Source organism: Streptomyces beigongshangae (genome assembly GCF_019710745.1).
In the GTDB taxonomy this organism is placed as follows: Bacteria; Actinomycetota; Actinomycetes; order Streptomycetales; family Streptomycetaceae; genus Streptomyces; species Streptomyces beigongshangae.
This window is the reverse complement of the sequence record NZ_JAHKJW010000079.1, coordinates 1-11,817: the sequence shown is the minus strand read 5'-3', so window position 1 is coordinate 11,817 and position 11,817 is coordinate 1. Positions and strand designations below refer to the sequence as shown.

Annotated in this window: 9 protein-coding genes and 1 pseudogene; 6 read left to right on the top strand and 4 right to left on the bottom strand. The window is 72.2% G+C overall.

Annotated elements, in window-relative coordinates; translation table 11 throughout:
* Positions 1–159 precede the first annotated feature (159 nt).
* The gene (ileS, locus tag KM933_RS35060) at positions 160–3,357 is read right to left on the bottom strand and encodes an isoleucine--tRNA ligase (protein ID WP_221360286.1); all 3,198 of its coding nucleotides are present in this window, start codon (positions 3,355–3,357) and stop codon (positions 160–162) included.
* Between the two features lie 259 nt (positions 3,358–3,616).
* On the opposite strand from ileS, the gene KM933_RS35055 reads away from it, so the two are divergent.
* The 5 genes from KM933_RS35055 to KM933_RS35035 all read left to right on the top strand — a co-directional run bounded on the left by KM933_RS35055 (position 3,617) and on the right by KM933_RS35035 (position 8,656).
* On the top strand, positions 3,617–4,696 hold the full coding sequence (locus KM933_RS35055) for a TraR/DksA family transcriptional regulator (protein ID WP_430727410.1): 1,080 nt from the start codon (positions 3,617–3,619) through the stop codon (positions 4,694–4,696).
* 120 nt (positions 4,697–4,816) lie between these two features.
* Positions 4,817–5,386 carry a signal peptidase II gene (gene lspA / locus KM933_RS35050; RefSeq protein WP_221360282.1) on the top strand — a complete coding sequence of 190 codons (570 nt, stop codon included), beginning with the start codon at positions 4,817–4,819 and terminating at the stop codon, positions 5,384–5,386.
* A 99-nt stretch (positions 5,387–5,485) separates the two neighbouring features.
* Positions 5,486–6,430, top strand: coding sequence for an RluA family pseudouridine synthase (locus KM933_RS35045; protein ID WP_221360280.1), 945 nt, complete (start codon positions 5,486–5,488; stop codon positions 6,428–6,430).
* On the top strand, positions 6,427–6,909 hold the full coding sequence (locus tag KM933_RS35040) for a GNAT family N-acetyltransferase (protein ID WP_221360278.1): 483 nt from the start codon (positions 6,427–6,429) through the stop codon (positions 6,907–6,909). The genes KM933_RS35045 and KM933_RS35040 overlap by 4 nt, the downstream gene beginning before the upstream one ends.
* 160 nt (positions 6,910–7,069) lie before the next feature.
* Positions 7,070–8,656, top strand: a complete 1,587-nt coding sequence (locus KM933_RS35035; RefSeq protein WP_221360266.1) for a Na+/H+ antiporter — start codon at positions 7,070–7,072, stop codon at positions 8,654–8,656.
* Between the two features lie 151 nt (positions 8,657–8,807).
* Here the strand turns inward: KM933_RS35035 and KM933_RS35030 are convergent, their stop codons facing one another.
* Positions 8,808–9,929 (bottom strand): mechanosensitive ion channel family protein, encoded by a 1,122-nt coding sequence (locus KM933_RS35030; RefSeq protein WP_221360264.1) that lies wholly within the window; start codon positions 9,927–9,929, stop codon positions 8,808–8,810.
* Between the two features lie 132 nt (positions 9,930–10,061).
* On the opposite strand from KM933_RS35030, the gene KM933_RS35025 reads away from it, so the two are divergent.
* Positions 10,062–10,631 carry a dienelactone hydrolase family protein gene (locus KM933_RS35025; RefSeq protein ID WP_221360263.1) on the top strand — a complete coding sequence of 190 codons (570 nt, stop codon included), beginning with the start codon at positions 10,062–10,064 and terminating at the stop codon, positions 10,629–10,631.
* 54 nt (positions 10,632–10,685) lie between these two features.
* Here the strand turns inward: KM933_RS35025 and KM933_RS35020 are convergent, their stop codons facing one another.
* Both KM933_RS35020 and KM933_RS35015 read right to left on the bottom strand, forming a co-directional pair.
* Entirely contained in the window at positions 10,686–11,486 is an 801-nt protein-coding gene (locus KM933_RS35020) for a DsbA family protein (RefSeq protein ID WP_221360261.1), read from the bottom strand.
* A 46-nt stretch (positions 11,487–11,532) separates the two neighbouring features.
* Positions 11,533–11,817, bottom strand: a pseudogene (locus tag KM933_RS35015) (hypothetical protein); the annotation flags it as partial.

Below are 11,817 nucleotides of genomic sequence, written 5' to 3'. Positions count from 1 at the left end.
CCCTTTTCCGTCACCTCACGTGATTTTTTCGCCGCTCATGTCGCTGTACGTGTTGCTGTACGTGTTCGGGAGCGGGCGCACCTGTACGCGGGCACACCACGCCGAAGGCCCGGGTCCACCGATCTCTTTCCGGTGGACCCGGGCCTTCGGACGTACCCGTCAGACCTTGCGCAGGCGGAACGTCAGCGACAGCGGCTCGTCCGTGAACGGGGCGCCGTACGTGTCGTCCGCCCCGCCCCGGCCGCCCTCCTCGTCCGAGAAGTCCGTGGCGAGGACCTCGTCGGAGATCAGGGCGGCGTGCTCGGTGAGCGCCGCGGCGACCTTCGGGTCCGTGGACGTCCAGCGCAGGGCGATCCGGTCGGCCACGTCCAGACCGCTGTTCTTGCGGGCCTCCTGGATCAGGCGGATGGCGTCCCGGGCCAGACCGGCCCGGCGCAGCTCCTCCGTGAGCTCCAGGTCGAGGGCGACCGTCGCACCGGAGTCCGAGGCGACGGACCAGCCCTCGCGCGGGGTCTCCGTGATGATCACCTCGTCCGGGGCCAGCGTGACGGTCTCGCCGTCCACCTCCACCGACGCCGTGCCCTCGCGCAGGGCCAGGGACAGCGCCGCCGCGTCGGCCTCGGCGACGGCCTTCGCCACCGCCTGGACGCCCTTGCCGAAGCGCTTGCCCAGGGCCCGGAAGTTCGCCTTGGCCGTCGTGTCGACCAGCGAGCCGCCCCCCGCCGCACCGGTGGAGGAGTCGGCGAGGGAGGCGAGCGAGCTCACGTTCAGCTCCTCCGTGATCTGCGCGTGCAGCTCCGGGCCGAGGGAGTCGAAACCGGCCGCGGCGACCAGCGCGCGGGACAGCGGCTGGCGGGTCTTCACCCCCGACTCCGCGCGGGTGGCCCGGCCCAGCTCCACGAGCCGGCGTACCAGCACCATCTGCTTCGACAGCTCCGGGTCGATGACGGACAGGTCCGGCTCCGGCCAGGACGACAGGTGCACGGACTCCGGGGCGCCGGGGGAGACCGGCACCACGAGGTCCTGCCAGACCCGCTCGGTGATGAACGGGGTCAGCGGGGCCATCAGGCGCGTGACCGTCTCGACGACCTCGTGCAGGGTGCGCAGCGCCGCCCTGTCGCCCTGCCAGAAGCGGCGCCGGGAACGGCGTACGTACCAGTTCGACAGGTCGTCGACGAACGCCGACAGCAGCTTGCCCGCCCGCTGGGTGTCGTACGACTCCAGGGCCTGTGTCACCTGGTCGGTGAGCGCGTGCAGTTCGGACAGCAGCCAGCGGTCCAGGACCGGGCGGTCCGCGGGGGCCGGGTCGGCCGCGCTGGGCGCCCAACCCGCCGTGCGCGCGTACAGGGCCTGGAAGGCGACCGTGTTCCAGTACGTGAGGAGCGTCTTGCGGACGACCTCCTGGATGGTGCCGTGGCCCACCCGGCGGGCCGCCCAGGGGGACCCGCCGGCCGCCATGAACCAGCGCACCGCGTCCGCGCCGTGCTGGTCCATCAGCGGGATCGGCTGCAGGATGTTGCCCAGGTGCTTGGACATCTTGCGGCCGTCCTCGGCGAGGATGTGACCGAGGCAGACCACGTTCTCGTAACTGGACCTGTCGAAGACGAGCGTGCCGACGGCCATCAGCGTGTAGAACCACCCGCGCGTCTGGTCGATGGCCTCCGAGATGAACTGCGCCGGGTAGCGGCTCTCGAAGAGCTCCTTGTTCTTGTACGGGTAGCCCCACTGCGCGAACGGCATCGACCCCGAGTCGTACCAGGCGTCGATGACCTCCGGCACGCGCGTGGCCGTCTTCCCGCAGCCGTCCTGGGGGCAGGCGAAGGTGACGTCGTCGATGAACGGGCGGTGCGGGTCGAGCCGCGACTGGTCGCTGCCGCTCAGCTCCGTGAGCTCCGCGCGGGAGCCGGCCACGGTGAGGTGGTCGTCCTCGCAGCGCCAGATCGGCAGCGGCGTGCCCCAGTAGCGGTTGCGGGACAGCGCCCAGTCGATGTTGTTGTTCAGCCAGTCGCCGTAGCGGCCGTTCTTGACCGAGTCCGGGAACCAGTTGGTCTTCTCGTTCTCCGCCAGGAGCCGGTCCTTGACGGCGGTGGTGCGGATGTACCAGGACGGCTGCGCGTAGTAGAGCAGCGCGGTGTGGCAGCGCCAGCAGTGCGGGTAGCTGTGCTCGTACGGCACGTGCCGGAAGAGCAGCCCGCGCTCCTGGAGGTCGGCCGTGAGCTGTTCGTCGGCCTTCTTGAAGAAGACGCCGCCCACCAGCGGGAGGTCCTCCTCGAAGGTGCCGTCCGGGCGCACCGGGTTCACCACCGGGAGCCCGTACGCACGGCAGACCTTGAGGTCGTCCTCGCCGAAGGCGGGGGACTGGTGGACCAGACCCGTGCCGTCCTCGGTCGTCACGTACTCCGCGTTCACCACGTAGTGCGCGGGCTCGTCCTTCGGGAACTCGATCAGCTCGAAGGGGCGCCGGTACGTCCAGCGCTCCATCTCGGCGCCCGTGAAGGAGCGGCCGGTGGCCTCCCAGCCCTCGCCGAGGGCCTTCGCGAGGAGCGGCTCGGCGACGACGAGCCGCTCCCGGCCGTCGGTCGCCTCCACGTACGTCACGCCGGGGTGCGCGGCGACCGCCGTGTTGGACACCAGGGTCCACGGGGTCGTCGTCCACACCAGGAGCGCGGCCTCGCCCGCGAGCGGGCCGGAGGTGAGCGGGAAGCGCACGAACACCGAGGGGTCGACGACCGTCTCGTAGCCCTGGGCCAGTTCGTGGTCGGACAGGCCCGTGCCGCAGCGCGGGCACCACGGGGCGACGCGGTGGTCCTGGACCAGCAGACCCTTCCTGAAGATCTCCTTCAGCGACCACCAGACGGATTCGATGTACTCCGGGTCCATCGTCCGGTACGCGTCGTCGAGGTCGGCCCAGTACCCCATGCGGGTCGTGAGCTCCTCGAAGGCGTCGGTGTGGCGGGTCACGGACTCCCGGCATTTCGCGTTGAACTCCGCGATGCCGTACGCCTCGATGTCCTTCTTGCCGTTGAAGCCCAGCTCCTTCTCGACCGCCAGCTCCACCGGGAGGCCGTGGCAGTCCCAGCCGGCCTTGCGGCCCACGTGGTAGCCGCGCATGGTGCGGAAGCGCGGGAAGACGTCCTTGAAGACGCGCGCCTCGATGTGGTGGGCGCCCGGCATGCCGTTGGCCGTGGGCGGGCCCTCGTAGAACACCCACTCGGGGCGGCCCTCGGACTGCTCCAGGGTCTTGGCGAAGATCTTCTGCTCGCGCCAGAAGTCGAGCACGGCGTGCTCGAGGGCGGGCAGGTCGACCTGGGCCGGCACCTGGCGGTACTGCGGCTGTGTACTCGGCTGCGTATCCAACGAACTTCCTCCGGCGGACTTCTGCCTTCCGTCCGGAGGGACGAGAGCTGTGCTGTCACCTACGCCGTGTGCGGCGCGCTCCCGCGGTACCACCCTCCTTGGCCCCCCGCCGCGTTCCGTGCGCCGGTGAGCCCTCTCATTGGGTCGCGATGCCGGGTCTACCGGCCGCTGCTCGGGGCGCTGCGGCTTTCTTCCGGCGGCTCCGGGGTGATCTTCACGTCGCGCTCGCCCCCGGGCTCCCACCGCCCCCGGGTCGCTCTTGGCCGCGTACGCCGCTACTCGTCCCCATCCACGCTTCTCGCTGTGCCCAGTGTACGGCGCCGGGCGGACGGCGGCAGACAGGTTTCCCGGGGCCCGCCGGGCGCCGGAGCGCGGTGGCGGCGGTTCCGGCAGGCGGACGCCGACCCGAATGCCGGGGCGCCGGTGTTCGCATCCCGGGACGGCCGGCCCGGCGGGTTACCCGGCGGGGAGCTGGGCACAACGCTTGCAGACCCGCTGCACGACACGCGTGGGACGGGGGGCCGGACGGCGTGCCCCGTTGCCGCGGGACCCAAGTCGATTTATCGTCCCAGCACGATTCGCGTGCAAGGTCACCATATGTGAAGGGGTCGCGGCCATGGTGGCGAGGAAGACCCCCGTACAGCCGCCGGCGTCCGGCGGATCCACGGAAGCGGCCGGTCCCTCCCGGACGGCGGCCGGCAGCGGCAGGGCCGTCCACCGGACCGGCCGGGCGGTCGCGAGGAAGGCCGCCGGGACCGGGGCCGGGGGCGGCGGGCGCACACGCACGGCCAAGAAGGCGGTCGCTTCCGCGGCCGGGAGCGCGGCGCAGGCCGCCGAGACGACGGGAGCCACGACGGTGGTTGCGAAGAAGACCCCAGGCACGGCCGCGGCGGCCGACCAGCCCACCGCGGTTCCCAAGGCGCGGGGGGCCGCGGCGGAACCGGGCGAGCTCGCGGTACGCCCCGGCGAGGACCCGTGGACCCCGCAGGAGGTCGAGGAGGCGCGCACGGAACTGCTCTCCGAGGCCCTGCGGCTGCGCACCGAGCTCACCCGGTCCGAGGAGTCCCTGGCGGGACTGATGCGCGACTCCGGGGACGGCGCCGGCGACGACCAGGCGGACACCGGCACCAAGAACATCACGCGCGAGAGCGAGATGGCGCTCGCGGCCAACGCCCGGGAGATGCTGGAGCAGACCGAGCGCGCCCTGGAGCGCCTGGACGCGGGCACGTACGGGCTCTGCGAGAACTGCGGCGACCCCATCGGCAAGGCCCGTATGCAGGCTTTTCCGCGCGCCACCCTGTGCGTCGCGTGCAAGCAGAAGCAGGAGCGCCGCTCCTGACCTCCCCGGCCCCGCTCCCGGCCGGGCACCGGTCCACCCGGTGTGCCTCCTGGGCACCCGGCCGCGGAGGGCGGTGCCGTACCCTCGTGCTCAGTCAGGCACCTAGGTTGAGGGACTCACGTGGCAGAGGCGGAGCGCATCATCGGTACGCCGGATACCCCGGACGCGGCGGCAGCCGGACCGGAGCAGCCCGAGGCGCCCAGGGGCGGGCGCCGCATCGCCGTGCTCTTCACGGTCGCCGCCCTGGCGTACGCGCTGGACCTGATCAGCAAGCTGATCGTGGTCGCGAAGCTGGAGCACCACGAGCCGATCGAGATCGTCGGGGACTGGCTGCGGTTCGAGGCGATCCGCAACGCGGGCGCGGCCTTCGGCTTCGGTGAGGCATTCACGATCATCTTCACGGTGATCGCCGCCGCCGTGATCGTGGTGATCGCCCGGCTCGCCCGCAAGCTCTACAGCCTGCCCTGGGCCGTCGCGCTCGGTCTGCTCCTCGGCGGTGCGCTCGGCAACCTCACCGACCGCATCTTCCGCTCACCGGGCGTCTTCGAGGGCGCGGTCGTCGACTTCATCGCACCCAAGCACTTCGCGGTCTTCAACCTCGCCGACTCCGCGATCGTCTGCGGCGGCATCCTGATCGTGCTGCTGTCCTTCCGGGGCCTGGACCCGGACGGCACCGTCCACAAGGACTGACCCCGCGGGCGCACGGGCGGTCCGCCGCGCGCACGGGCGGTCCGCCGGGCGCGTGGGCTGCCGTACGGCGGTGTCCGGCCCGTCCGGCATACTCGACGGGTGAGCACCGTTCCCGATATCCGTACCCTGCCCGTGCCCGACGGCCTGGAGGGCGAGCGCGTCGACGCCGCCATCTCCCGCATGTTCGGCTTCTCCCGTACGAAGGCCGCCGAGCTCGCCGCGGCAGGGAAGGTCACGGTCGACGGCTCGGTGGTCGGGAAGTCCGAGCGGGTGCACGGCGGCGCCTGGCTGGAGGTGGAGATGCCGCAGGCACCCGCCCCCGTGCAGATCGTCGCCGAACCCGTCGAGGGGATGGAGATCGTCCACGACGACGACGACGTCGTCGTGATCGTCAAGCCGGTCGGCGTCGCCGCGCACCCCAGCCCCGGCTGGTCCGGGCCGACCGTGATCGGCGGTCTCGCCGCCGCCGGGTACCGGATCTCCACCTCGGGGGCCGCCGAGCGCCAGGGCATCGTGCACCGCCTCGACGTGGGCACCTCGGGCCTGATGGTGGTGGCCAAGTCGGAGTACGCGTACACGTCGCTGAAGCGCCAGTTCAAGGAGCGCACGGTCGACAAGCGCTACCACGCGCTCGTCCAGGGCCACCCCGACCCGACCAGCGGCACCATCGACGCGCCCATCGGCCGGCACCCGAACCACGACTACAAGTGGGCGGTCACCGCCGAGGGCAAGCCCTCCGTGACCCACTACGACCTGATCGAGGCGTTCCGCGCCGCCTCGCTGCTCGACATCAAGCTGGAGACCGGGCGCACCCACCAGATCCGCGTCCACATGTCGGCGCACCGGCACCCCTGCGTCGGCGACCTGACGTACGGCGCCGACCCGACGCTCGCCAAGCGGCTCGGACTCACCCGCCAGTGGCTCCAGGCGGTACGGCTCGGCTTCGAGCACCCCGGCGACGGACAGTGGGTCGAGTTCGCCTGCGACTACCCCGAGGACCTGCAGCGGGCCCTGGACCGGGTGCGGGAGGAGAGCAACGCATGACCCCGGCCCCGCCCCCGACGTCCTACGAGGTGCGGATCGTCCGGGACCCCGCCGACCGCGAGGCGTGCTTCGCCGTGCGCAAGGAGGTCTTCGTCGTCGAGCAGCAGGTCCCCGAGGACCTGGAGTACGACGCGTACGACGCCGGTGCCGTGCACGTGCTGGCGGTGCGCGAGGACGGGGAGCCGCTCGGCGCGGGACGGCTGCTGCACGGGGAGGCGGCGGCCGCCGTGAACGGCGGGGACACCGGCGTCGGATCCCTGGGGCGGCTCGCCGTCGTACGGGCCGCGCGGGGCCTCGGCGTCGGCGCGGCGCTCGTACGGGGCATCGAGGACGCGGCCCGCGCGCGCGGGCTGACGGCGGTGGACCTGCACGCGCAGACGCACGCGCTGCCTTTCTACGAGCGACTGGGGTACGTGGCGTACGGGCCGGAGTTCCCCGACGCGGGGATTCCGCACCGGGCGATGCGGCGCGGTCTCTAGCATCGGCCGGCGGCCGGCGGCCGACGGGCCGACGGGCCGCGGGGGCCGGGCGCGGTCCCCCGCGCTCCCGCGCAGGCGCCCCCGGCGTGCGGAGCCGCTGGTCGGTGGCACGCTTGAGATCTGGCCGGAATCGATCGCCTAGACCCCCGGAGCGCTGACCGTGGACCAGTTGGCCCTGCTGTTCGTGCTGCTGCTCGGGGCCGTCGTGAGCGTCCCGCTGGGGGACCGGCTCGGACTCCCCTCACCGGTGCTGATGACCCTGCTCGGGATCGTGCTGGCCCTCCTGCACTTCGTGCCGAACGTGGACATCCCGCCCGAGCTGATCCTGCCCGCGCTGCTTCCGCCGCTGCTCTACGCGGCCGTGCGGCGCACCTCCTGGCGGCAGTTCGCCGCCAACAAACGGCCGATCTTCCTGCTCGCCGTGGCCCTGGTGTTCGTCACCACCGCCGTGGTCGCCGCGGTCGCCCACACGGTCGTGCCGGGACTGCCGGTCGCCGCCGCGGTGGCGCTCGGCGCGCTGGTGGCGCCGCCCGACCCGGTCGCGGCGACCGCCGTCGCGGGACAGCTCGGGCTGCCCCGCCGCCTGGTGTCGATCCTGGAGGGCGAGGGGCTGTTCAACGACGTGACGGCCATCGTGCTGTACCACGTCGCCATCGCCGCCGCCGTCAGCGGTTCCTTCTCCCTGCCGGGCGCCGCCCTCGACTTCCTGCTCTCCGCCGTCGTCGCCGTGATCGTCGGGGTCGGGCTGGGGTGGGGGGCGAACCGGCTGATGGACTACCTCGGCGACCCGACGCTGCAGATCGGGCTGACCCTGCTCGTGCCGTACGCCTCCTACGTGCTGGCCGAGGAGCTGCACGGGTCCGGGGTGCTGGCGGTGCTCACCACGGCCATGTTCCTGGCGGAGTACGCGAACGACGCCGACGACGTCATGACGCGGCTGGCCGGGCACACGTTCTGGAACATCGTCGACACGCTGGTCACCGGGGTGGCGTTCGGGCTCATCGGACTGGAGCTGCACAACGCGATCAGGACGGCGTCGGGGCGGTGGGGCGAGATGCTCGGCTGGGCCGCCGCGGTCGTGGGGGTCGTCGTGTTCGTACGCCTGGCCTGGCTGCTGCCCGCCACCTGGCTGGCCAGGCGGATGCACACGAGACGCGAGCGGGACGAGGACATCCCGACGACCTGGCGCGAGACCGTCGTCATGTGGTGGGCCGGGATGCGCGGAGTGGCCTCCGTCGCGCTCGCGCTGGCCATCCCGCTGACGACGGAGAGCGGGGAGTCGTTTCCCCAGCGCGACGAGATGATCTTCATCGCGTTCGGGGTGATCATGGTGACGCTCGTGGTGCAGGGCCTGAGCCTGCCGTGGCTGGTCCGGAGGCTGGGGGTGCAGGCCGACACCGACCACGAGAAGGACTTCGAGAGGACGCTCGCCGTGCGGGCGGCCAGGGCGGCGAAGCAGCGCCTGAGGGAGATCGGGGAGGCGGAGGACCTCCCCGAGGAGCTCACCGAGCAGCTGCAGCGGCGGGCGTTCGACATCGGGTACCGGATCAGCCCCGACCTGGGGGAGGACGAGCGCCGGGAGGCCCATGAGCAGCGGGCCCGGCGGCTCAAACGGGTGCGGCGCATCCAGGGGGAGATGCTCTCCGCCGCGCGGCACGAGGTGCTGGCCGCGCGGAGCGAGGCGGGGGCGAACCCCGAGGTGGTGGATCGGGTGCTGCGCCACCTCGACGTGCGGAGTCTCAGGTAGGTCCTTGCCCTGCCGGGTGGATCCGGCAGGGCAAGGACCTGGGGGTGGGGCGGGGCGGGTGCGTTTTCGGGTGGCGGGCCGGTGGAGGCTTGTCGTGCGGTTCCCCGCGCCCCTTGCGGGCGCCCCTGCAGGGCGGCCCTTCGGGGCGGGGTCAGCCCCGGCCCGTGCGCGGGGGTTCCACCATGCGGCTCCGGGGGCGGGGGCGGTGGGGCTCCGTGCCGTTCGGGTGGGCGGTGCCCGGGGGGAGGATCGCGTCGGCCGTGTTGACGCGGGGGAGGGCGTACGGGTGGTGGCGGGCCAGCCAGCGCAGCATCTGCTCGCGGACGGTGACCCGGACCGTCCAGACGTCGTCCGCGTCCTTCGCGGTGACCAGCGCGCGCACCTCCATCGTGCTGGGGGTGGAGTCGGTGACGGCGAGGCCGTAGTCGCGCCCGTCCCACGCGGAGCACTCGCGCAGGATGTCGCGCAGCTTGTCGCGCATCTCCTCGACCGGCGCGCTGTGGTCCAGGTGGAAGAAGACCGTGCCGGTCATCTGCACCCCGCCGCGGGACCAGTTCTCGAACGGCTGCGACGTGAAGTACGACACCGGCATGGTGAACCGGCGCTCGTCCCAGGTGCGCACGGTCAGGAAGGTGAGCGTGATCTCGTCGACCGTGCCCCACTCGCCGTTCACCACCACCGTGTCCCCGAGCCGCACCATGTCGCCGAACGCGATCTGCAGACCGGCGAACATGTTGGCGAGCGTGGACTGCGCGGCCACACCGGCGACGATGCCGAGCACACCGGCCGAGGCGAGCAGCGAGGTACCGGCCGTACGCATGGTCGGGAAGGTCAGCAGCATCGCGCCCACCGCCACCACCCCGACGACCGCGGAGACCACGCGCTGGATCAGCGTGACCTGCGTACGGACCCGGCGGACCCGGGCCGGGTCGCGGTGGGTGTGGGCGTAGCGGGAGTACGAGGACTCGACGATCGCCACCGCGATACGCACCAGCAGCCAGGCCGTGGAGCCGATGAGGACCAGGTTCAGGACGTGGGCGATCCCCGCGGAGTGCGTGGTGGCGATCTCCGCCTGGTCGTACAGCCCTCTCAGCAGCACCGCGCCCATCGTGAACTGCAACTGAAGACGGCAGCGGCGCAGCAGGCCCCACAGCGGGACCCCGGGGTGGCGTTGGTCGGCGCGTCGCAGCAGCAGGTCGACCAGCCAGCCGACGAGCAGCGTCACCACGAGCGAGCCGCCGACCACGATCAGCGGGCGAAGCACGTTCTCCATCCTTGGACCGTAACCGTCCCCGGGGCCGCTAATCTGTAACACCGGTCATACCCGCGGCCCCGGCGCCCCGGACCGGCCATGGTCCCGGCGCCCCGGACCGGCGCCGTCGGCGCCGACTGGCACCATGGCCCCATGAACATCATGCTCTTCCACTCGACCTACGGTCTGCGGCCGGCCGTGCGGGACGCGGCGGACCGGCTGCGCGCGGCCGGACACGAGGTGTGGACACCCGACCTCTTCGAGGGCCGCACCTTCGAGACCGTGGAGGAGGGCATGGCCTTCAAGGACGAGCTGGGCAGGGACGAGCTGCTCAGACGTGCCGTCCTGGCCGCGGCACCCTACTCGGAGCGGGGGCTCGTGTACGCGGGTTTCTCGCTGGGCGCGGCGACCGCGCAGACCCTGGCGCTCGGCGACGGCAGGGCCCGCGGACTGCTGCTCCTGCACGGCACGTCCGACATCGCGGAGACCGCCTCGGTGGACGAGCTGCCGGTGCAGCTGCACGTGGCGGACCCGGACGCCTTCGAGCCCGACGACTGGCTGACCGCCTGGTACCTGCGGATGGGGAAGGCGGGGGCCGACGTGGAGATCCACCGGTACGCGGGCGCCGGGCACCTCTACACCGACCCCGGCCTGCCGGACCACGACGAGGAGGCCGCCGAGGCCACCTGGCGGGTGGCGCTCGGCTTCCTCGAAACCCTGTGACCGGCTGCTCACCGCTACTCGGTCACTCAGTAACTGAGTAACTGAGTTACTCAGTTACTTGGTGACGCCCGCGTCCTTGAGCGCCTTCTGCCAGTCGGCGACCGAGCCCGGGTTGGTGATCACCTTGTCGTTGATCTTGATGGTCGGCGTCGAGTCGACGCCCTCGGCGTCCTCGAACGACTGGCTCATCCGCATCGCCCAGGCGTCGTACGTGCCCTTCTCGACGGCGTCCTGGAACTTCTTGTTGTCCTTCAGCGCGTCCACCGTGTCCGCCACCTTGATCAGGTAGTCGTCCTTCGCGAGGTCGTCCGTCGACTCCTTCGGGTGGTACTTCGCCGAGTACAGCGCGGCCTTGTACTCCAGGAACGCGTCGGTGCCGACGTTCAGCGCCGCGCCGAGCGCGCTCACGCCGTTCTTCGAGCCCTCGCCGCCGAGGTTCCCGTCGAGGAACGTGCCCAGGGTGAAGGAGAGCTTGTAGTCGCCGTCCTCCATGCCCTTGTTCACGGTCTCGCCGACGGTCTGCTCGAAGGAGGCGCAGGCCGGGCAGCGCGGGTCCTCGTACAGGTGAACCGTGTTGTCGGTCTTGGAGTCGCCGATGACGACGCTCGTGCCGTCCTTGCCGCTGGTGTTGGCGGGCGCGACGACCTTCGCGTCGGCGGCCTCGTCCCACTTCGAGGGCTCGTTGTTCTGGACGACGGCCCAGCCGATGCCGCCGGCTATCGCGAGGACCGCGACGATCGAACCGGCGACGACGAGCTGCCGCTTGGCCTTGTCGCGCTTGGCCTGGCGCTCGCGCTCGACGCGCAGCCGCTCACGGGCCGCCGACTTCGCGGCCTGGCTGTTCCTCTTGCTCATGATCGTTCTCCGTGGTGGTGGCAGGTGTGTGCGGGGACTGGCGTGCTCAGGCGGGAACGGCCGAGCACGGCGGTCCACGCCGCCCCAGGGAGTGCACGAAGAGGCGCCTGCGCGTGGCGGCGACCCGGCGGACGGGCCGCGGCATCCGGCGCACCGGAGGGAGGGGGGCGGCCACCGCGGCGGCCGCGGCCAGCAGCGGACGGAAGGTGGTGGCGCCCACCGCGTCCAGGAACCGGGCCAGGGCCCGCTCGCCGCGGCGCAGCCAGGCGGCCGCGGCGAGACCGACGCCGACGTGCGCGCCGAGCAGCAGCCAGGCGGCGCCCGGGTCGGC

Coding starts and splice junctions, on each gene's coding strand:
- KM933_RS35030 (WP_221360264.1), bottom strand. CDS start 9,929: ATGGAGAACGTGCTTCGCCCGCTGATCGTGGTCGGCGGCTCGCTCGTG.
- KM933_RS35025 (WP_221360263.1), top strand. CDS start 10,062: ATGAACATCATGCTCTTCCACTCGACCTACGGTCTGCGGCCGGCCGTG.
- KM933_RS35020 (WP_221360261.1), bottom strand. CDS start 11,486: ATGAGCAAGAGGAACAGCCAGGCCGCGAAGTCGGCGGCCCGTGAGCGG.
- KM933_RS35040 (WP_221360278.1), top strand. CDS start 6,427: ATGACCCCGGCCCCGCCCCCGACGTCCTACGAGGTGCGGATCGTCCGG.